20 protein-coding genes are annotated in these 19,066 nt (G+C 64.4%); 11 read left to right on the plus strand and 9 right to left on the minus strand.

Translation table 11 applies throughout. The features are described 5' to 3' along the window. The first annotated feature begins 86 nt into the window (after window positions 1-86). Genes ABRA89_RS02765 through ABRA89_RS02800 form a run of 8 tightly spaced genes read left to right on the plus strand, consistent with a single transcriptional unit; the run spans window position 87 to window position 6,244 of the window. Window positions 87-1,286 carry a formate dehydrogenase subunit gamma gene (locus tag ABRA89_RS02765; protein WP_349939910.1) on the plus strand — a complete coding sequence of 400 codons (1,200 nt, stop codon included), beginning with the start codon at window positions 87-89 and terminating at the stop codon, window positions 1,284-1,286. 21 nt (window positions 1,287-1,307) lie between these two features. After that, complete coding sequence (locus ABRA89_RS02770; RefSeq protein ID WP_349939911.1) at window positions 1,308-2,744, plus strand: c-type cytochrome; 1,437 nt, start codon at window positions 1,308-1,310, stop codon at window positions 2,742-2,744. A 1-nt stretch (window position 2,745) separates the two neighbouring features. Continuing rightward, window positions 2,746-2,874, plus strand: a complete 129-nt coding sequence (locus ABRA89_RS02775; RefSeq protein ID WP_349939912.1) for a hypothetical protein — start codon at window positions 2,746-2,748, stop codon at window positions 2,872-2,874. Beyond that, window positions 2,871-3,848 carry a S1C family serine protease gene (locus ABRA89_RS02780; RefSeq protein WP_349939913.1) on the plus strand — a complete coding sequence of 326 codons (978 nt, stop codon included), beginning with the start codon at window positions 2,871-2,873 and terminating at the stop codon, window positions 3,846-3,848. Before ABRA89_RS02775 ends, ABRA89_RS02780 begins: the two co-directional genes overlap by 4 nt. Next, complete coding sequence (locus ABRA89_RS02785) at window positions 3,845-4,036, plus strand: DUF6494 family protein (protein ID WP_349939914.1); 192 nt, start codon at window positions 3,845-3,847, stop codon at window positions 4,034-4,036. The genes ABRA89_RS02780 and ABRA89_RS02785 overlap by 4 nt, the downstream gene beginning before the upstream one ends. After that, on the plus strand, window positions 4,033-4,827 hold the full coding sequence (locus ABRA89_RS02790) for a biotin/lipoate--protein ligase family protein (protein WP_349939915.1): 795 nt from the start codon (window positions 4,033-4,035) through the stop codon (window positions 4,825-4,827). Before ABRA89_RS02785 ends, ABRA89_RS02790 begins: the two co-directional genes overlap by 4 nt. Further along, on the plus strand, window positions 4,824-5,882 hold the full coding sequence (locus tag ABRA89_RS02795) for a DUF6352 family protein (RefSeq protein ID WP_349939916.1): 1,059 nt from the start codon (window positions 4,824-4,826) through the stop codon (window positions 5,880-5,882). The genes ABRA89_RS02790 and ABRA89_RS02795 overlap by 4 nt, the downstream gene beginning before the upstream one ends. Window positions 5,883-5,896: 14 nt before the next feature. Beyond that, window positions 5,897-6,244, plus strand: a complete 348-nt coding sequence (locus ABRA89_RS02800) for a hypothetical protein (protein ID WP_349939917.1) — start codon at window positions 5,897-5,899, stop codon at window positions 6,242-6,244. A gap of 113 nt (window positions 6,245-6,357) precedes the next feature. Here ABRA89_RS02800 and ABRA89_RS02805 read toward each other — a convergent pair whose 3' ends face one another. After that, window positions 6,358-8,397, minus strand: a complete 2,040-nt coding sequence (locus ABRA89_RS02805; RefSeq protein WP_349939918.1) for a 4Fe-4S binding protein — start codon at window positions 8,395-8,397, stop codon at window positions 6,358-6,360. A 163-nt stretch (window positions 8,398-8,560) separates the two neighbouring features. Between ABRA89_RS02805 and ABRA89_RS02810 the strand changes: the two genes are divergently transcribed. Together ABRA89_RS02810 and ABRA89_RS02815 are read left to right on the plus strand one after the other, a co-directional pair. Then, entirely contained in the window at window positions 8,561-9,121 is a 561-nt protein-coding gene (locus tag ABRA89_RS02810; RefSeq protein WP_349939919.1) for a DUF3305 domain-containing protein, read from the plus strand. Next, entirely contained in the window at window positions 9,114-9,875 is a 762-nt protein-coding gene (locus tag ABRA89_RS02815) for a DUF3306 domain-containing protein (protein WP_349939920.1), read from the plus strand. Before ABRA89_RS02810 ends, ABRA89_RS02815 begins: the two co-directional genes overlap by 8 nt. A gap of 10 nt (window positions 9,876-9,885) precedes the next feature. Here ABRA89_RS02815 and ABRA89_RS02820 read toward each other — a convergent pair whose 3' ends face one another. Continuing rightward, on the minus strand, window positions 9,886-10,176 hold the full coding sequence (locus ABRA89_RS02820) for a DUF3144 domain-containing protein (protein ID WP_349939921.1): 291 nt from the start codon (window positions 10,174-10,176) through the stop codon (window positions 9,886-9,888). 200 nt (window positions 10,177-10,376) lie between these two features. On the opposite strand from ABRA89_RS02820, the gene ABRA89_RS02825 reads away from it, so the two are divergent. Next, window positions 10,377-11,558 (plus strand): Mrp/NBP35 family ATP-binding protein, encoded by a 1,182-nt coding sequence (locus ABRA89_RS02825; protein WP_349939922.1) that lies wholly within the window; start codon window positions 10,377-10,379, stop codon window positions 11,556-11,558. A gap of 4 nt (window positions 11,559-11,562) precedes the next feature. On the opposite strand, the gene ABRA89_RS02830 is transcribed toward ABRA89_RS02825, so the two are convergent. The 7 genes from ABRA89_RS02830 to ABRA89_RS02860 all read right to left on the minus strand — a co-directional run bounded on the left by ABRA89_RS02830 (window position 11,563) and on the right by ABRA89_RS02860 (window position 19,062). Continuing rightward, entirely contained in the window at window positions 11,563-12,816 is a 1,254-nt protein-coding gene (locus tag ABRA89_RS02830) for a molybdopterin molybdotransferase MoeA (RefSeq protein ID WP_349939923.1), read from the minus strand. Between the two features lie 144 nt (window positions 12,817-12,960). Then, complete coding sequence (locus tag ABRA89_RS02835) at window positions 12,961-14,907, minus strand: molybdopterin biosynthesis protein (RefSeq protein WP_349939924.1); 1,947 nt, start codon at window positions 14,905-14,907, stop codon at window positions 12,961-12,963. Then, window positions 14,904-16,031 (minus strand): molybdopterin-binding protein, encoded by a 1,128-nt coding sequence (locus tag ABRA89_RS02840; protein WP_349939925.1) that lies wholly within the window; start codon window positions 16,029-16,031, stop codon window positions 14,904-14,906. The genes ABRA89_RS02835 and ABRA89_RS02840 overlap by 4 nt, the downstream gene beginning before the upstream one ends. A gap of 148 nt (window positions 16,032-16,179) precedes the next feature. Beyond that, window positions 16,180-17,313 (minus strand): histidine kinase dimerization/phosphoacceptor domain -containing protein, encoded by a 1,134-nt coding sequence (locus ABRA89_RS02845; RefSeq protein ID WP_349939926.1) that lies wholly within the window; start codon window positions 17,311-17,313, stop codon window positions 16,180-16,182. Then, window positions 17,310-18,311, minus strand: a complete 1,002-nt coding sequence (locus tag ABRA89_RS02850) for an ATP-binding protein (RefSeq protein WP_349939927.1) — start codon at window positions 18,309-18,311, stop codon at window positions 17,310-17,312. Before ABRA89_RS02850 ends, ABRA89_RS02845 begins: the two co-directional genes overlap by 4 nt. Beyond that, window positions 18,308-18,712, minus strand: coding sequence for an ATP-binding protein (locus ABRA89_RS02855; RefSeq protein ID WP_349939928.1), 405 nt, complete (start codon window positions 18,710-18,712; stop codon window positions 18,308-18,310). Before ABRA89_RS02855 ends, ABRA89_RS02850 begins: the two co-directional genes overlap by 4 nt. Then, window positions 18,709-19,062: an STAS domain-containing protein gene (locus tag ABRA89_RS02860; RefSeq protein WP_349939929.1), complete on the minus strand. Its 354-nt coding sequence runs from the start codon at window positions 19,060-19,062 to the stop codon at window positions 18,709-18,711. The genes ABRA89_RS02855 and ABRA89_RS02860 overlap by 4 nt, the downstream gene beginning before the upstream one ends. Between the last annotated feature and the right edge of the window lie 4 nt (window positions 19,063-19,066).

Genomic DNA, 19,066 nt, shown 5'->3' on the forward strand with positions numbered 1-19,066 from the left:
TGGAAGCGCCAACCCGATCGCGGGGGGTGACTTCAGGCCTTCGGGAAATCCGGACGAAGGCCCGCAGGGGTGAGGGAGTTGAGCGAATGACGAGTGCGAGGTCGATGGTCGTCCATCCTGTCTCGAGTGCAGTGGCGAGCCGTCTGCGCCCGGTTCTGATGCTGCTGGCCTTTCTCTTCGTCGCGCTTTTCGCCCTAACCGAGTTTGCTTCGGCGCAAAGCTCCGTGCGCCCTCCCAACAGCGGCATCGCTGCACCGTCCAGCCCGACCGAAGGGCAGGTTCCGGGCAATTCGCTGGGCGGGACGTCCGACTCCGAGCTCTGGCGGCAGGTGAAGGAAGGCGTGCAGGGCAGTGTTTCGATCCCCGACAAGAAGGCGGCCTTCATGGTGCAGCCGGCGGGCGAGAGCTGGCGGCTCATCCGCAACGGACCGCTGTTCGACTATCTCGGCCTGATGATGATCGGGACGTTAATCCTCCTGGCAGTGTTCTTCGCACTCAGGGGCCGGGTGCGGATCGAAAGCGGAAAGTCGGGCAAGACCATCGAGCGCTTTACGCTGATCGAGCGGACCGCGCACTGGCTGATGGCGCTCTCCTTCATCGTGCTCGCGATCAGCGGCCTAAACATATCTTATGGTCGCGATCTCATCATGCCACTGATCGGCAAGGATGCCTTCGGACCGTTCGCCTCCTTCCTCAAATTCTCGCACAACTACGTCGCCTTCGCCTTCATGCTCGGCTTGATCGTCGCCTTCGCCATGTGGGTGATCCACAACATTCCCGGCCCGCGCGACCTGGTCTGGCTCGCCAAGGGCGGCGGGATGTTTACGAAGGGCACGCATATTCCGGCGAAGAAGTTCAATGCGGGGCAGAAGATCATCTTCTGGTCGGTCATGCTGGGTGGTTTCTCACTGTGCCTCTCCGGCTGGGCGCTACTCTTTCCCTTTGAGCACAAGTTCTTCACGGACACGGTGACGATGCTCGGATCGATCGGTCTCGATATCCCGGCATGGCTGGGCCTGCCCGAGCCGCCTTACTCCATGATGCAGGAACAGCAGGCCAATTCCATCTGGCACGCCATCATGGCGGTGCTTCTCACCTGTCTCGTCTTCGCCCACATCTATATCGGTACGATCGGTATGGAGGGCGCCTACGACGCCATGGGCAGCGGCGACGTGGACCTCAACTGGGCGCGTGAGCACCATTCGCTTTGGGTCGACGACGTGCTGGCCAAGAAGGGCCAGAGCGGCACGGGATCAAGCTCGCACGCGGCGCAGCCCGCCGAATAAAGATCGGACGGGCGGACCGCCATGTTTCGCCAGATCATCACGGGACTAATTCTGACCGCCTGCCTCGGCGCGGGGCTGGGCTATGCTCATGCCCAAGACGGCGCTGAACCTGCCGGGCAGACCGATGCGGTCGAGCATGAATGGCCGGATCGGCTTGCCGGCCATGGCGGGCCGGTGAAGTCCGTCGTTCTCTCCGAAGATGGCACGAGGGCGCTCACCGCATCTTTCGACTACACCGTGATCCTCTGGGCGCTGGAAGGCGAAGAGGGCCGGATCATCCATCGCCTCGACGGCCACAAGGCCGCTGCAAACGATGTCGCCTTCGTGCCGGGCACGGAGAAGGCGGTCTCCGTCGGCGACGACGGGGCGCTCGCGATCTGGGATCTGGACGAAGGGGCCCTGATCAAGCTGATCGAGGACACCGGCGAGAAGGCGCTCGACGTCGCGGTGAGTCTCGACGGCACACTCGCGGCGGTCGCGCGGTGGGATGGGACGGCGCGGCTGTTCGATCTTGGTGAAGGTCGCGAGGTGGATCGGCTCGCCGGCCATTCCGGCAACGTCAACGCCGTCGCCTTCTCGCAGGACGGGCTCGAGCTCTACACCGGCGGCTATGACGGGCGCATTCTCGTCTGGCCGATCGCGGATGGGCGCGTTTCTGGGCCTTCGCGGGTTCTTCACGAGGCGGGATGGGGCGTCAACGTGCTGGCCGCCCTTCCGGGCGCTTCACTTCTCGCCTTCGGCACGATCAACGGCGAGGCTGGAGTCACCGATCTCGAGACCGGAGACACGGCGATCCTCAAGGATGGCGATCATCCGGTTCTCGCGCTGGCGACCTCACCGCGCGCCGGCACCTTCGCGGTCGGCACCGCCGATGGCGAGATCGATGTCTTCGATGTCGAGACCGGCGCGGTGATCGAGAGCTATGGCGATCTTTTCGGCCCTGTCTGGGGCCTCTCCTTCACACCGGAGGGCGATCAGCTCTATCGTGCCGGGCTCGACGATCACGCCATTCGCTGGCAGGTCTCGCCGAACCAGCCGTTCCAGCGCACCCAGTCGGTTTATCCGCGGCGCTTTCAGGCCTATGATGTGGACGATCCCGGCGAACGCGAGTTCCTGCGCAAATGCTCGGTCTGCCACACGCTGACGACGGACGATGCGAACCGCGCGGGGCCGACGCTCTACGGGCTCTTTGGGCGCAAGGCGGGAACGGTGGAAGGCTACACCTATTCGGAGGCGCTGAAGAATTCCGATATCGTCTGGAATGCCGAGACGGTGGGACGCCTCTTCGATGACGGGCCGGATGTGGTGACGCCCGGCACGAAGATGCCGATCCAGCGGCTGAAGAGCGTCGAGCGCCGCGATGCGCTGATCGAATATCTCGCCCGGGCGACGGCCCCTGACGGCGACAATACAAGAACTAACGAGCGGCGCGACGGTGCCGGTGGGGAGACGGAATAAGATGTATGCGTTCTTGCTCAGCGCCGTGATCATGCTGGGAATCGCCCTCGGGGCGGGCTTCCTCTTGAACGAGGAACTGCAGACCTCTGCCCAGCAGGCCTACACGACGGACAATGTGCGCCTGCAATGAGGCTTCTCGCAGCGGCTTCCGGCACGGTTGCCGCTTATAGCCTTTGCGCTTTTTGGCTTGGGGTTTTGCCGGCGCTCGCGGAAGAGGAGTGGCGTCGCGGGCTGGCCGACCGGCTCGGCCCGTCGATCGTCGCGGTGCTGCCCGATCTGCCGAAGAGCCAGATCGACCAGGAGGAGCCGGAAGGCACCGGCTTCGCGATCGGTGACGGGCGTGATGTGCTGACCGCCGATCATGTGCTGGGCCGCGCGAATTCCGCGCGGCTGCGGCTTGCCGATGGGACGGTGGTCGCCGCTGAAATCCGGGTTCGCGATCCCGATACCGATATGGCCTATCTAGAAGTCGAGGAGGCTCTTCCACCTTTGCAGCTGGCCGAGGATGCTGAGACAGGAGCCGACATCTGTGTCATCGGCAATGCCTTCGGGCTCGGCCCAAGTCTCGCCTGCGGCATCGTTTCGGCGGCGCATCGGCGCGGGGTCGGGTTCAACCGGGTCGAGGATTTTCTACAGACCGATGCGGCGATCAATCCCGGCATGTCCGGCGCGCCACTCTTTGCCGGCGAGGACGGGGTTTCCGGTATGGCGAGCGCCATCTTCACCAAGCGGTCCGACGGAAATCTGGGCGTAAACTTCGCCGTTTCCGCGCGGCTTCTGAAGGCGGTCGTTGCGGATATGGAGGACGGCCGGATCGACCGGCGGCCTCAAGGACTTGTGCTGCGCCCGACGCTTGCGCCGGGCGAAATCGGGGCGCCGGAGGCCGAGGTGGTGCGGGTTTCGCCTGGCTCACCGGAGGCGACCGCGGGACTTAAAAAAGGCGATCTTCTGATCGCCATCGACTCGCTTGAGATCAAAGGTCAGCCGGATTACCTGACCGCTCTTGCACTCTTTGCCGATCGTGCGAAGACCGCCTACCGGCTTGAGCGGGATGGCGAGCGGCTCGATCTGACCGTCGAAACGAACCTTGGGGAATCGCCATGAGCGAAGAGAATTTCAACATGTCGCTGCGCAAGTTCCTGAAGCAGGTGGGCGTCACCTCCCAGCGCGAGATCGAGGAGCTGGTACGCTCCGGCGCGGTCGAGAACGGCCCGCTGAAGGTGCGCGTGGTGCTGACGGCGGAAAACGCCGATCTCAACCATGTCGTCGAAGGTGACATTCAGCTTCCGTGACCACGACTGTGACCACATCGAGTTCCGAATTGGACGGCTCCGCGCCCGGCCTGGTGCTCGCCGATCCGCAATTTCCGCCGGCGCTGGATGGCCGGGTTGTCGGCGCGGATGTGGATCCGTTTGCTGAGGCTTGCAAAGCCGCGAAGGCGGGGCGGCTTTCGGCAGGCGATCTCGTCTGGAGCACGTCCACCACGCGCGCGGCGGCAGCGATCGTGTTGGAGCCGGAGGATATGCTTTCCCGCGCGATCGAGATGGTGCCGGTGATGATGGTCGCGATCGGCGATGCGCTGGGCGCGATCGGCCCGCCCAATCTGGCGCTGATGTTCCGCTGGCCGGGCACGATCATCGCGAACGGCGCGGCGACGGGGCATGTCTCGTTTGCCGCTTTTCCTGGCTGGGAAGCGGACAGCATACCCGACCGCATCGTGGTCGGCTTCGAACTCCTGCTCGATACCGTCGAATGCGGATGGCGCGAGCCGGGCGAGGACCTGCGGTCGACCGCGCTTTACGAAGAGGGCTGCGGCGATCTCGATCGCACCATGCTGATCGAATCGATCGCGCGGCATTTTCTGGCCGGCATCGACGGCTGGCTGCATGACGGGTTTCGCCCGGTCCATCAGGCCTGGTGGGGGAAAGCCGACGAGGCGCGGGCGGTGTCGCTTGAACTTGCTGATAGAACGGTCGAGGGCGAGGCTGTCGGGCTCGACGAGGCGGGCGGCCTTCTGGTGAAGACAGGGGAGCGAACCGAGCTCGTCCCGCTGCTCGATGCCCGGAAAATGGTTGAACAATGAGCGCGACGATGACTGCATCGATGGGCGAAGAGCCACGCCGCGCGACGGTCTGGAAGTCTGCCGGCCTGCACCTGACGCACCGGCTGGAGAACGGCTTTCTCGCCGTCTCGCCGGATTTTCTGCGCGCCTATTACACGCGGCCTGAAATCCATCCGATCGAGGAAAGCTGCGCGGCCGAGCATCGCCTGTTCGAGAAGCTGATGGAGACGCCGGACGTAGCTGTTTCGGAGGCCGAGATCGCCGAGATCGCGGATGCGGATACGGCCGACAATTACCGCATGCTTCTTGCCTATCGTGATCATCTGCTGGCGGCGGGTTCGCTTGAGGCCGGTTATCTGGGCCTTTTCCAGAACGTTGCGCCGCGTGTGCCGCCGGTGTTCTACGAACAGCTCGTCCATGTGATCCTCTCCTCCCTGCTGATGGGTGAGGCCGATCCCTTCGTGCTGAGGGCCAGCGAGATCTTCTTTCGCGATCAGAACGTGATGACCGAGGACGGGCAGCTCACCCTAGCGGATGCGGAAGTGGTGGAGATGTATTCCCAGTCGCGCGGCATGGGCGGGCTCGGCTCGCTGCTCGCGGAAGCCGGAACGCCGATGCGGGACGTCACGCTCGACGTGCTCACCGAGGAGACCGCGAAGACTTATTTCCTGCGCGCGGATCACTTCAACTTCGCGCTGGACTTCCGGTTCACGCAACCGGGACAGGATGCATTCGCCCGTATCATCGAGCGCTGGGTGACGCATTTCTTCCAGCTGCCGGTTCGTGTTCAGGCCATGCAGTCGATCGCCGACAGCCGGTGGTCCTGGCATATCGGGCTCGATGCGGTGGCGACGCAGCTGCTGAACGCGCTCTACAATGGCGAAAGCGTGGACGAGGATGCCGGTTCACGCTTCGTCGCGCTGTTCCGCATGGAAATTCTGGACCAGACCCGCGTCGTCGATACGATGCGCGGCAAGCCGGTCTATCTGGGGCTGGCGATGACGCCGGACCGGACGGTGCGTTGCAAGCCGCAAAATCTTCTGACCAATCTACCGCTGAAAGCATTCAGGAACTGAACTGGGAGGGGCCCATGGCCGCGACGTCGAAGAAACTCGTCAATTCCGGCATGATGCGCCTCGTCGCGCTGGCGCTCGCCGTGGTGCTGGTGCTGATCGCGGCCTTCGTCTGGCTGAATGCCGAGCCTTGGGTCGAGACGGTGTCGGAACGCGCCGAGGACCTTCAGGCCTATACGGTTTCGAGCGACATCCAGACCTGCATCGAGAACCGGTCGCAAAACATCGACCGGCTGGTGGAGCAGGAGCTGATGACTGCCGAGGCAGGCGAATCTGCGCGCAAGGACATCGAAGCGACCTGCGCTGCGCGCGGCCAAGACAGAAATACCGGCGACAGAGCGCAAGAGCAGGTTCTTCAGGAGTAGGTGAGGGATTTCAGCGAGCCTGATCTCGCCCGTGAAGGGCGCGATCGAAGCTTTGCTCCCGGCTGACTTTTGTAAGCTACCGACGCGATTGCCCAAACCTGAGGCCCGGCGTCTCAATCATCCGAGAAGAAGTCCTCGACCGTCAGCCCCTTTTTCTCGGCCGCGATGTAGTCCTCCGTCGTGCGTGGGCGCGAGCGGTGGGCGATGACGAAGGGATCGCCGCCATCGGCGGCGAGTGCCTCCAGCCGGCAGCTGTCGCACATGCGCAGGAGCTCCTTCCGCTCTTCGGTCTGGAACATCCAGTGCTTGCCGGCGAGGGTCTTCGACACCCGCTCCAGCATGCCGCGCGCCACGAAGGGCTTACCGCAGCTGATGCATTCGGCCGGCTCGTCCTCGTTGAGCGTGACGGGGCGCATGACCTCGGTCGAGAAGTTGTAGCGCGCTTCCAGCGTGATCGCGGTTTCCGGGCAGGTGGCCGAGCAGATGCCGCACTGGACGCAGGCCGATTCCACGAAGCGCAGCTCCGGCTTGTCCGGATTTGCCCGCAGGGCGTCGACCGGGCACGCCGAAACGCACGCCATGCAGAGCGTGCAGGCGTTCTTGTCCACATGGAGCGTACCATAGGGCGCGCTTTCGGGAAGTTCGATAAGATCGCCCTGCCGCGATCCGGCGTCTGCGAGCTGCTGGATGCCGGTGCGGGCGACGTCGCGCTTGGAGCCTTTCGCGAAGATAGAGCCGCGGGCGATTTCCGGTGCGGTGACCTTTTCGTAGAGGAGCGCCTCCACGGCGTCCGGATCGCGCTCTTCGACGACGCGTACGCGGCCTGCGCCATGGCCGAGGCCTGAAAGGAGCGCATCGACGAGGGCGATCTCCTCCCCCATGGCCGTGATTTCATCGCCCCGGCGAGGATCGATGAGAATGAAGATGGAGCGGAAGCCGGCCCCCAGCGCGGCCACCATCAGGTCGTGGCCGACGCCGGTGGTGGAGTGTTGTGGAAGCGGCAGGACGTTGACTGGCAGGCCTCGCCCGAGCCGTGCCATGGCGTTGATCAGCTCCTGGCCGTGGCGTTCGTCGTGAAGGAGAAGTACCGGCTCCGTGCCACCTTCGGCGAGATAGGTGCGCGCCAGCGTCTGAACCTGCTCGACGAACTGCGCGCGCTGGGGGTAGGTGTAGGAGACCGCGCCGGTGGGGCAGTGCGCAGCGCAGTTGCCGCAGCCGCCGCAGATCGCGGTGTCGATCAGCACCTCGTCGCCGGCCGGCGTGATGGCGCCGGGCGGACAGGCATCGATGCATTTGGTGCAGCCGGTCTTCCGCGAACGCTCATGGGCGCAGATCGAGGCGTCGTAGGTGACGTAGATCGGCTTTTCGAATTCGCCCTCGAAGGCGCTTGCCTCGAAGATTGTGCGCATGACGGCGGCCGGATCGCGCGGATCGGCCCGCAGATAGCCGTCGCGGCCCTCGGGGCGGGCAAAGAGCGGCGTCTCGCCGCTGATGTCGACGATGACGCTGCAGGTCGATTTCGCGCCGTTGCGGGGCAGGGTGAACTGCGGTGCGCCGCGCGAGGAGGGCAGCATCGCCGCATAGTTGTCGACGGTGACCTCGAAGCCGCCGAGCGAGCCGCTTGCCGCCGTGACCTTGCCCTTGAAGATGGGGAAATCGAGCACTTCCGGCAGGATGACGTCGTCCGCATCGGCGAGGAGGAGCGTAACCGAAAGATCGCGGTTGAGAAGCTGCGCGGCATCGAGCGCGGCCTGGCCCTTGCCGATGAGAAGACAGAGACCGTCGCTTTCGACGGTTCTGAGCCGCGCGGGCTTGCCTTCGATGGTGGCCGCGGCCGTGATGGCGGCCATCTTGGGCGAAACATTGCGCTTGTCGGCCGTCCAGCCGGCCGCCTCGCGGATATTGAAGAAGCGGGCGACGCTGCGTTCCTGCTCCTCGGCGATCTCGGCAAAGAGCGGGCTTTCCTGCGTGCAGGCGACCATCACCTCGTCATCCGAGGCGATCGCGCTTTCGAAGGCAGCTATCCCGGAGCGGCAGAGATGGGTGTGGACGGTGAGCGCTTCACCGCCGAGCGCGCGCCCGATGGCGGCACCATCGACGCTCATCGACTTTTCGCAATTGCAGACGAGAACCCGGCGAGCGGTCGATGCCATGTGACGATTGTCCCTTGATGCTTTTCAAAGCCGGCTCTTACTCACGAGACGAGAAGCAGCGCGGCCCCGGCTGACTTTAGAACGGATTTAACCTAGAAATGGCGAGGAAAAAATGGTGTCCGGTCAACATGTTCGGATGCCGCAGCGAAAGGAATGGCCGCCATTGTCCCGCGAAATGACGATCAAGCTGGGTGTTCTCGCCGAAAAGCGCCGTGCCAAGTCGCGTTGGGTGAAGGAAATCTGGCTTCCCGTGGGCGTGATGCCGGCCTCGGATGGTTTTTCGATCGGCCACGAAATCATGCGCGACGAGGATCGTACGCGCTATTTCATGGGCGTTCACGAACTGAACTTCCACGCGACCGAAACCGAAGCCTACGTCCATAACTTCAACGCGACGGTGCCAGCGCTCTTCGTGGCGCTACGGCGCACGACGAGCCCGGATCATCCGCTGCCCTGGTTCGTGCATGTGGTGACGGCCTCGCCCTATCTGGCGCAGGATCTCGACGACAGCGGCGAGGATATCGTCGAGCGCGTCGCCATGCCGCCTGAGATCGAGAGCGTTCTGAAAGACTTCTGCAACAGGCACCACACGGAAGAGGTCTTCAAGAAGCGCCGCCGCGACAAGGTGGACGTGGAGGAGCAGCTGTTCGGCAAGGAGCCGATCTTCGAGCGCCCGGGCTCGTCCGTGAGCAGTGAGGGCGGCGAAGGGCAGTCCAATGGCTGAGCGGGATGCGGAAGGCAGCTTCCTGTCGCGCTGGTCGCGGCGAAAGCGCGCCGTCGCGGAAGAAGAGGCTGAGGCGGAGGCCGTTGCGGGTGAGGAGATCGCCGACGATCCGGTGGCGCTTGCCGAGGCCGAGGCGCAGGCCACGCGGGAGGCCGAAGAGCTCGCCGAGATGGAGCGCAACCGGCTGGAGGCGGAGGCGATCGACATCGATGCGCTTGCCAAGGGCGACGATTTTTCGGCCTTCTTCAAGAAGGGCGTGCCGCATCTACTGAAGCGACAGGCGATGCGCAAATTGTGGACGACCAACCCGGTCTTCGCCAATCTCGACGGGCTGAACGACTACGATGAGGATTTCCGCAATCCGGCGCACAATGTCTACAAGTCGATCTGGAAGGCTGGCCGGGGGTTCCTGAGCGAGGCCGAACAACAGGCCCAGCGCCTGACGGGGCGGCTGCGGGTCGAGGATGACGCGCCGAAACTGGCTGACGAGGCCGAACCGGCCGAGGTGATCGCGGAAGCTCAATCGGTGGAGAAGGTGGCGGAAGTCGAGTTCGCCGAAGAGGCCGGTGCGGCTGATGCTCAGTCGGTTGAAATCGAGCCAGTGGTGGTGTCCGCCGATGCGAGCGAAGCGGAGCCTGTCACCGAGGCGGTGGCGCAGGAAACCGCCGAAGAAGCGGCGGACGGGCCCGAGCCGATCGAAGAGGAGACGCCAGTGCGCCGGCGCGTATCGTTGCGGCGGAGGCTGGAGGGGTAACTCCGGGCTCTCACACCTCCGGGTCGGCCAAATGATTACGCAGCATCTCCTTGTAGATGCCGGCCATTTCTTCCACGAATGCCTCGTCGTCGCTGACCTCGCGGACATTTCGGGCGACGAAGGCGTTATAGCGGGCCGCGCCATAGAGAAACGCCATGTGGATATCGGTCGCAGGCTGCTTCTTGTTGGCCCGGTTGGCGATGTCGATGAAGCGGTCGGCGAGACGCACGAAGGCTTCCCCCGACATGGGCTTCGGTACCGTCGCTTCAGGGTCCTGATTGCCGTTGGAACGGGATGTCATGAATTTTCGTCCTCGTTTGGGGCTCCGAAAAGGATCGGTGACGGAGCCATTGGCGTCATGGCTTTGAATGCCTTATCAGACGGCTCGACCGAGGCGACAGCGGCAGGGCCGTAATGCGCCGAAATACACCCCTCGGATACGCGGACTCTAACCTTCAGAAGGAGGCACCGCGACCCGAGATGACGAGTGGGACATGAAGATTGGCCATCGACAAGGATAAGATTCGCGAGCAGCTACGCCGCGTGAAGGGGCCGGATCTGACGGGTAATATCGTCGATCTCGGGCTGGTGTCGGAAATCTTCGCCAGCGACGGCAAGGTGTTCTTTTCTCTGACGGTGCCAGCCGACCGGGCCGAAGAGCTGGAGCCCCTGCGGGTCGCCGCAGAAAAGGCGGCGATGACCGTCGAGGGCGTCGAGAAGGCCGTGGTCGCGCTGACCGCCGAGGCGAAGGCTTCCGGCTCGGGCGCTTCGCGTGCGCCCGCCCAGCCGGTGCGTCCGGCTCCCAACCGCGATCAGGCCGCCGCCGTGCCGCCGCCCATGGCGAAGCGGGCACAGGCCGCGACGCCGACACCGGAAAAGGCGGATGTGCCGGGGATCAACGCGATCATCGCCGTCGCCTCGGGCAAGGGCGGCGTCGGCAAGTCGACGACTTCCGTCAATCTCGCGCTGGGACTGGCCGCGAACGGGCTCAAGGTCGGTATTCTGGACGCCGATATCTACGGGCCTTCGATGCCGCGCCTCCTCCACATTTCCGGCCGTCCGCAGCCGGTTTCCGGGCGCATCATCCGGCCGATGGAGGCCTATGACATCAAGGTCATGTCCATGGGCTTCCTCGTCGACGAGGAAACGCCGATGATCTGGCGGGGGCCGATGGTGATCTCGGCGATCACCCAGATGCTGCGCGAGGTGGAATGGGGCGAGCTCGACGTCCTCGTCGTCGATATGCCGCCGGGCACGGGCGATGCCCAGCTGACGATGGCGCAGAACGTGCCGCTCGCCGGCGCGGTGATCGTCTCGACGCCGCAGGATCTGGCGCTGATCGATGCCCGCAAGGGTCTCGCCATGTTCCGCAAGGTGGACGTGCCGATTCTTGGGATCGTCGAGAATATGAGCTACTTCCTCTGCCCGGACTGCGGCGGACGGCACGACATCTTCGGCCATGGCGGGGCAAAGCGCGAGGCCGAACGGATCGGCGTGCCGTTCCTGGGCGAAATCCCGCTCGATATGCGCATCCGCGAGACTTCAGACGGCGGGACGCCGGTGGTCGTCGCCGATAAGGACGGGCCGCACGCCACGATCTACCGTGACATCGCCTCCAAGGCCTGGCAGCGCGTAGAGGAAGAGCGCGGCATGGTGAGCACGCCTTCGATCGTTTTCGAGTAGGGCTTCAGAACAGCGTCTCGTAGGGGATGAAGGCGACGATGTCGCCTTCCGCCACCTCTGTCACATCCTCGGGCAATTCGACGAGACCGTTGGTGCCGACGAGGGACGAGATGAGGCCGGCTCCTTCGCGGGGAAACTTCGCGGCTTCCGGCAAGCCGTCCGCCCCGGTGCTGAGACTTGCTCGCACATATTCGCGGCGGTCTTTTTTCTTGCGATAGGCGAAGGCGGCGCGCAGCGGAAAGGCGAGTGTCGATGGAATTTCGCCGCCACCGAGCGCAAGAATGGCGGGCCGCGCCACATGAGCGAAGGTCACGAAGCTCGCCACCGGATTGCCCGGCAGGCCGATGAGGGGCGTACCCGAGACGACGCCCATCGCGACCGGCCGACCTGGCTTGATGGCGATGCGCCAGGCCGTGAGCGAGCCGGTCTCCTCCACCGCCTCCTTCACGAAATCCGCTTCGCCTGTGGAGACGCCGCCCGAGGTTAGGATCAGATCGTGCTCCTGCGCCGCTTCGCTCAATGCTGCCGCGATCACGGCAGGGTCGTCCCGCAGGATGCCGAGATCGGTGATCTTGGCTCCGAGCCGCCTGGCCATGGCTACAAGCATTGCTCGGTTGGAGTCGTAGGCCTGGGCATGGCCGCGTGTCTCACCCGGCTCGACGAGTTCGTTGCCGGTGGAAAAGACCGCGACCCGCACCCGCGCGCGAACGGACAGATGCGTCAGACCGAAAGCTGCCGCCAGCGCGATATCCTGAGGGCGCAAGCGCCGCCCGGCAAACAGGATCGTCCGCCCTCGCGCGACATCTTCACCGGCAGGACGGGTATTGGCGCCGCGCTTCAGCCCCGCCGGCAGGCAAACCTGGTCTCTGCCCTCCAGCCGGACATCCTCCTGCATATAGACCGTGTCGGCGTCGTCCGGCATCGGCGCACCGGTGAAGATACGCGCTGCGCTTCCCGAACCGAGACGACCGGGCGCCGTGCCCGCCTGGATGCGAGTCGAAATCGTGAGAGTGGTTTCACCCTCCCTGGGGATCGAAGCTCCATTGATCGCATAGCCATCGACGGCGGAATTGGCGAAGGGCGGCAGATCGAGAGGGGCGGCGAGGTCTTCGGCGAGGATGCGGCCATCGGCCTCCTCGATCGCGACGATTTCGCTTTCGCCGAGCGGTTGAAGGCGCTCGCGGATTAGGGACCCGGCCTCCGCGACCGTCATCATGGGGCCGCCGAAGGCAAAGCAATCGTCGGAAAGTTGCGCCATGGGTGGTTAGCTCGGTTCTGAGAAAGTCTGTTCTATCTGCGGCCTAGCAAAGAATAAGGGCTCTCTCCAGCCTTTCGCCATGGACTCATCGAGCGGGGAAACTGGGCGATAAAGAGCCAACCCTCAGCGCGCGTTGAACCCGGTTCAGATGGCCGGATCGAAACCGGCTTTGCGAAGTGCTTCACGGCCCTCATCCGACTGGAGCATTTCGACAAATCGCTGGACCGCCGGACGGTCTCTTCTGCTCGAGCGAAGCGCAAAATCGTAGTGCTCCTCGGCGACCGGCAGGAAACCGAGGCCTGAGGCCTCTGCCACCGGCGCGATCGTCATGCCCCAGTCGGCCCGTTGTTGCGCGACAGCGACGGCAACCGCGTTGTGGGAGCGCGGCTGGTTGGAGTAACCGGCCGGGCGTGCGCCCTTGAGGAGGCCGTCGAGAAGGATGCGAGTGCCTGAGCCGGCGTTGCGGTTGACCACCAGACAGTCGGGATCGGCAAGGGCAGCCTGAAGCGCGTCTTCGAGTCTCTTGCCTTCGAAGCGTGGGTCGCCCTTGCGGAAGACGAGGCCCTGCATGCGCCGCCAGCCGGTGATCAGCTCCATCCCGTCGCCGAGGAAGGGGCTGTTGTAACGCCCTGTCTTCTCGTCGAGGAGATGGATCGGTGCGAGATCGCATTCGCCGCGTTTAACCGCCTGCAAGCCGCCGAGACTGCCGATGGCAATCGACCGCGCGCCGATCGTCTCGCGCGCAAGCAGGCTCAGGATGCGGTCGAGACCAGTGCAATGGCTGCCGATCACGACGAGATCAGGAAGCTGGAGCTTTGGCGAAAACAGCGAGACCTCTGCGGTCTTGCCGGCGGGCCATTCGTCGGCGAGCGGATCGATGCGCACGAAGCCGTCGGCCTGGGTGAAGGAGGTGATCGCTCCCGAGCCCTTGCCGGTCGGATAGGCGACGAGACCATCCTCACCGCGCACCAGAGATACCATTGCGAATTCGGCGCGGCCGAGCTCGGAAGGGATTTGGACGGCGACCCGTGCTGACACGGACGCATCTGAGCGCGGCGGCAGGCCGGCGAGGCGGCGGAGCACCGGCACGACCATATCCTGAAATGTGAAGATCGCGGAGGTCGGGAAGCCCGGCAGGACGACGACAGGCTTGCCATCGCAGACGGCGAGGCAAAGAGGCTTGCCGGGTTTGAGCGCGACGCCGTGTGCGATCACGCCGGGCTCGCCCAGACGTTCGAGGATGCGGTAGGTGACATCGCCTGCCCCTTTGGACGTGCCGCCGGAGAGTACCAGCATGTCGTGCCGCGCGAGTGCGTCGCGCATGGCGGTTTCGAGCTGGATCTCCACATCAGGGTACGCACCGACAAAGTGGGCATCCGAACCGTTCTCGCGGATCGTGGCGCAGACGATTGCGCCGTTGGCGTCGTGGACCTGAGCGGGGCCGGCTTTCTCGCCGGGCTGAACGAGTTCGTCTCCCGTGGAGATGACCGCGACCGAAGGTTTTCGCGTCACCATCACACGATCGATGCCGCAGGCGGCCATCATGCCGATCTCGGGCGGGCCGATGCGCGCGCCTGCGCGGAGGAAGGTTTCGCCGCGCGCGAGATCGGAACCGGCGAATGCGATGAAGCGGCCGGGCGCGAGGGAGCGGCGGACCTCGATGCAGGCCTCGTCCAATGGCTCGGTGTGTTCCAGCATGAGCACCGCATCGGCGCCGCGCGGGATCACGCCTCCGGTGGAGATCGGGGTCGCGGTGCCTGGTGTGACAGGGAGTCGAGGCGCGACGCCGCAGGCCAGAACCTCGTCGTTGAGTTCGAGCGTGGCAGGCCGCATCGGGCCGGCATGCGTCAGGTCCTCGGCCCGAACGGCAAAACCATCGACATTGGCGCGGTCGAAGCCCGGCACGTCGCGCGGAGCGGTGACGTCCTCGGCGAGGACCCGGTTAAGGGCGTTGTCGAGCGAGACGGTTTCCGTCGGTAGATCGCGCGGGAAGAGGGCGGCCTCAAAGCGCTCCAGCGCCTCCTCGCGAGAGAGGATGGTAAGGAACTGCGATTGTGAAATGGCTCTTCGGGTGCCGGAGGTGGCGCTCACGAGCGGGCTCCAAAGCTGTAGGCGTCAATCGTTGTACCTGCAGAATGACCTTCGGACGCGGCAGGGATGAGAAACCAGGTATTGAACTCAGTCAGCGCGGAAAGAGAAAGGCTGCCGACGGCGAGTGGTTTGGCCAAAGAGCTTTCGCGCTGGAGCAATGCGAGTTCGGCGAAGCCGATCTGCGACGTGATCTTGCGGGTGAGGGTGAGGGATAGCGTCTCGGGCTCCGGCGCGCCGGAAAGGCTCCTGATAGCCGGAAGGACAAGCGTCAGAGCGACGGCGAAAGCATCCGGCGTGCGGCCGGAGAGGGCGACGACGGGCATTGGACCCACGGTGCCGAGCGCCGTCGTCATGCCGGGATGGACGGCGAGGCGATGGGCGTCGAGGGTTCCGGCCTGCCGAATGGCTTCGGCTGCGATGTCGTCCTGGCCGTCACCGGTCCCGCCGACGGAGACGATGAAATCGGCTTTGGCTCCCTTTAAGCTCTCGGTCAGCCCGTCGATTTCGCGGGGCGCGCGGCCGATGATGACGCGGCCACCAGCCTTTTCGATCAGGGAGTCGATGATGGTCGTGGTCGGTCCCGTTTCGGCCTGATCAGAAACATCGATCAGCTGAACCGACGGGCGGCGTATCGTGAGATGCGTCAGCCATGCAGCCTTGGCGAGAGCAACGACGGATGCATCGACGATTTCACCTGTCCGAAACAGCGCCGTCCCCTCCGCGACATCGTCGCCAACGCGCAAAACGCCGTCGCCGGGTGCGGCTGAAATCCGAACCTCGGCGAGTGGTCCCTCGATCGAGACGAACTTGCCTTCGACCACGCAGTCGCAGCCCCTGGGTATCGGATCGCCGACCGCGAGGAAGGTCGGCGGCGATGTCAGCATGGCGGGCGCGTAGGCCGAAGCCGAGACGAGATCTCTGGATGCCAGTGCCCAGCCGTCGAGTGCGGCACGGTCCACCTCAGGCAGAGCGCGCACGCCGCGCGCGGGTTCCGCGATGACCCCGCCCAGCGCTTCGTTCAACGCGGTCTCGACCGGCCCAACGGGCGAAATTCGCGCAAGCCATCGCTCACACGTCTCGGCGAAAGGCGACAAGCCTGATCGAGAAACATTGACGTCATTCATCGTCGCAAGCTGATGCCACGGAAGTGCGCTGGCAACAATGGCTTACCCAGTCACAAGCGGCCATATCCGCCCGATGGCGCCGGCTCGAAGCAGAGCGTTCAACCCGTCCGAATGCGGCCCGCTCTCGTTCCTCATCGTCCGGTCTGCGCTATTGCTCCGCGTCGGAATCCCGGAAAGCGATGGTCACAGCCAGACCGTCCGAGCCGTCGACCTCTATCGTCCCGTTGATCTTTCGCACGCAGCCCTCGATCACCTTCCAGCCCAGCGAGCGCGACTTTTTGAGGGAGTCCGCCCCTTTCGGCAGGCCGGGTCCATTGTCCTTTACGCACAGCATGATCTGCTCGTCGCGCTTTTCGGCAGAAACCTCGACCTTGCGTTCGGCCTCGGCATCGCCCGAGGCATATTTTCGCGCATTCGTCAGGAGCTCGTTGACGATCAGCCCGACTTCGGTCGCGGTGTCGAACGAGACCGTGAGCGGTTCGCAATCGATGTCGATCGTCAGCCCGCCTTCATCGAAGGCGACGCGCAGACGCTCTGCCAGCGTCTCGATATGCGCCTTGAGATCGACGCGGGAGACGTCGTCGGCCTGGTGAAGCAAGTTGTGGGCGTTGGCGAAGGCCTGAATGCGGCCGGTGAGCTCTGTGAGCGCGGTCTTGGTTTCTTCGTTCGCCGACTGGCGTGCCTGAAGAAGAGCCAGAGACTGGATGATCGCGAGATTGTTCTTGGTGCGGTGATGCATTTCGCGCAGCAGGAACTGCTGTTCCGCCAGTGCATCGCGGAGCGCCCGGTTCTGTTCGCTCAGCTCTTCCACCGGCGAACCATGGGCAGCCTGGACGAGCGCCTCGGCGGCGCTCTGGGCCAGTTTGACAGGCGCGAGCGTGCTCTTGAGGTTCAGCGTCAGGTCGATGAGCGTTCCCGAGCGACCGGTTTCGACCACGAAATCATCGACCAGCTTGCGTGACCCGTTAAGGCCGAGCCCCGGCCCCTTATGGGACTGATGGCGTCCACGCAGCATGCTGTCGATATCGCTTATGCCGGTGCCCTTGTCGTGAATGCGGGCAAGGAGCTTCAGACCGAGAGCGGATTCATCGAACGAGAACTCCGCGACGCCCCCTTCGGCATATTGCAAGGCGTTGCGAGCGATTTCCGATACGGCCGTCGCGAACCGGATCTGGTCGCGGCTCGGCGCGTCTCCCACCTTGGCGATCAGCCGGGCGGCGCGCCGGGCATGCGATACGTCGCTGTCCTGGGCGAGGCTGATCGAGGTGACGACGGCCTTCACAGACGCGACCTCGCAACGACGACGCCTGCATCGTCGCTGCCCCGGCGCTTCAGCTTGTAGAGCGTCGCAGCGATGATGTCGGCGCTCCTGAAATAGAGCGAGCCGGGCTCTGGTACTTTCGACGCGGTCTTCAGACCGTCCGTCGAGAGGATCAGGATCGCGCCTTCGGACCATTCGTATTCGCCGACACGCGGCCTGCGACTGGTTGCGCCGACAATGCCGGGCTGCGATGCGACGCCGTATCGTTGGCCAGAAGGCATTACGACATCGCCCCGGACATTGCCGAGCCCGACCGCGCGCAAACGCCCGTCCGCGTGCGGAATCTCCACGAAGAGGGCGGCTGCGCCGCGCGAACCGCCCATGGAGTCCGACACGAAAGCTTCGATCTCCTCCAGCGGCCGCTTGCCGGCTTTCTCGAACGCGTCCTGGCCGCTCTCGCCGTCGCGCGCGGCCGTGGGACCGTGCCCGAGAACGTCCATCAGCATGATGACGGTACGATCCTTTTCCCGGCGCATCGCCCAGGCATCGCCTCCGCTCGAAAAGCCGGGCTTGGGAACGATCAGGCCCGCGATGTCGAAAGCCTTGGCAGGCTTCTTCTTTTGTGCGCCGACGGTCGCGATAAGGGTCGTTCCCTGCGGGCTGCTGAAGATGTCGAAACGGTCGGCCTGCCGCTTCATGGAGCCGAGCCCACCGCCGATGCCGCGTTCTGTGCCGGTGGAGGTGGTGAAGCCGTCCACCATTGCCGCTTCCACGCTGGCAATGCCGGGCCCGAGGTCGACGGCGATGACCTTCACGACCGGCGTCTTGTCGGACTTATCGCCTTCCAGAAGGATTTCGCCGTCATTTGCATGACGCACGAGGTTGGTGCACGCCTCCGTCACGACAATCGCAAGCCTGTCGAGATCGGACGGGGAAAGGCCGACGTCCTCGCCAAGCTGAAGGGCCGCACGGCGCGCGGCACCGACCTGGCTTTCTTCCTGAATGGGTAAAGAAATCATCGTGCCCTGCATTCCAGTGTGATGGTTGTGCCAGAGTCGCGCGACGAGGTGATGTCGAAGCGATCAACCAGCCGCTTGGCCCCACCCAATCCGAGGCCCAGACTCTTTCCGGTGCTGTAGCCATCGCGCAGTGCCGTATCGACATCGGCAATGCCCGGCCCGCGATCGGAGCAGATCGCAATGGCGCTTTGATGGGCCGGCTCACCGGCGGTCTCGAAGCTCATCACACCACCATGTCCATAGACCACGGCATTTCTGGCGATCTCGGAAACGGCAGTGACGAATTTTGTCTTCTTGATCGCCGAAGCCCCGATGACGGTCATGATCCTTGTCGCCTCTTGCCGTGCATAGGCGACGTCCCCCGTCTTCGACAGGGTGACGGATCGGGTTTCTGTACTCACAGGCCTTTGAGCCGCCGATCGCCCATGATCATGGCGATTGCCTTGTCCGCGTTGAGGGCCGTCTCGACGCCTTCGAGCGTCATGCCAAGTTCGACCAGCGTCATGGCGACGGCCGGGCGCATGCCGACGATGATGGTGCGTGCGTTCATGATGTCGGCCATCTGCGCCATCGCGCCCAGCATCCGCCCGGCGAAAGTGTCGACGATCTCCAGGCTCGAAATATCGATGATGACCCCGTGCGCGCTCCGGCGCGAGACCTCCTCGACAAGCTGGTCCTGCAAGCTCACGATGTCCTGGTCGTCGAGATCGTCACGGATTGCGACGATGACGCAGCCGCTTACCGTGATCATCGGT

It is taken from the genome of Fulvimarina thalattae (assembly GCF_040239565.1).
Lineage (GTDB): Bacteria > Pseudomonadota > Alphaproteobacteria > Rhizobiales > Rhizobiaceae > Fulvimarina.

Coding starts and splice junctions, on each gene's coding strand:
- ABRA89_RS02780 (WP_349939913.1), top strand. CDS start 2,871: ATGAGGCTTCTCGCAGCGGCTTCCGGCACGGTTGCCGCTTATAGCCTT.
- ABRA89_RS02805 (WP_349939918.1), bottom strand. CDS start 8,397: ATGGCATCGACCGCTCGCCGGGTTCTCGTCTGCAATTGCGAAAAGTCG.
- ABRA89_RS02820 (WP_349939921.1), bottom strand. CDS start 10,176: ATGACATCCCGTTCCAACGGCAATCAGGACCCTGAAGCGACGGTACCG.
- ABRA89_RS02800 (WP_349939917.1), top strand. CDS start 5,897: ATGGCCGCGACGTCGAAGAAACTCGTCAATTCCGGCATGATGCGCCTC.
- ABRA89_RS02850 (WP_349939927.1), bottom strand. CDS start 18,311: ATGATTTCTTTACCCATTCAGGAAGAAAGCCAGGTCGGTGCCGCGCGC.
- ABRA89_RS02860 (WP_349939929.1), bottom strand. CDS start 19,062: ATGATCACGGTAAGCGGCTGCGTCATCGTCGCAATCCGTGACGATCTC.
- ABRA89_RS02840 (WP_349939925.1), bottom strand. CDS start 16,031: ATGAATGACGTCAATGTTTCTCGATCAGGCTTGTCGCCTTTCGCCGAG.
- ABRA89_RS02815 (WP_349939920.1), top strand. CDS start 9,114: ATGGCTGAGCGGGATGCGGAAGGCAGCTTCCTGTCGCGCTGGTCGCGG.
- ABRA89_RS02785 (WP_349939914.1), top strand. CDS start 3,845: ATGAGCGAAGAGAATTTCAACATGTCGCTGCGCAAGTTCCTGAAGCAG.
- ABRA89_RS02770 (WP_349939911.1), top strand. CDS start 1,308: ATGTTTCGCCAGATCATCACGGGACTAATTCTGACCGCCTGCCTCGGC.
- ABRA89_RS02775 (WP_349939912.1), top strand. CDS start 2,746: ATGTATGCGTTCTTGCTCAGCGCCGTGATCATGCTGGGAATCGCCCTC.
- ABRA89_RS02765 (WP_349939910.1), top strand. CDS start 87: ATGACGAGTGCGAGGTCGATGGTCGTCCATCCTGTCTCGAGTGCAGTG.
- ABRA89_RS02830 (WP_349939923.1), bottom strand. CDS start 12,816: ATGGCGCAACTTTCCGACGATTGCTTTGCCTTCGGCGGCCCCATGATG.
- ABRA89_RS02795 (WP_349939916.1), top strand. CDS start 4,824: ATGAGCGCGACGATGACTGCATCGATGGGCGAAGAGCCACGCCGCGCG.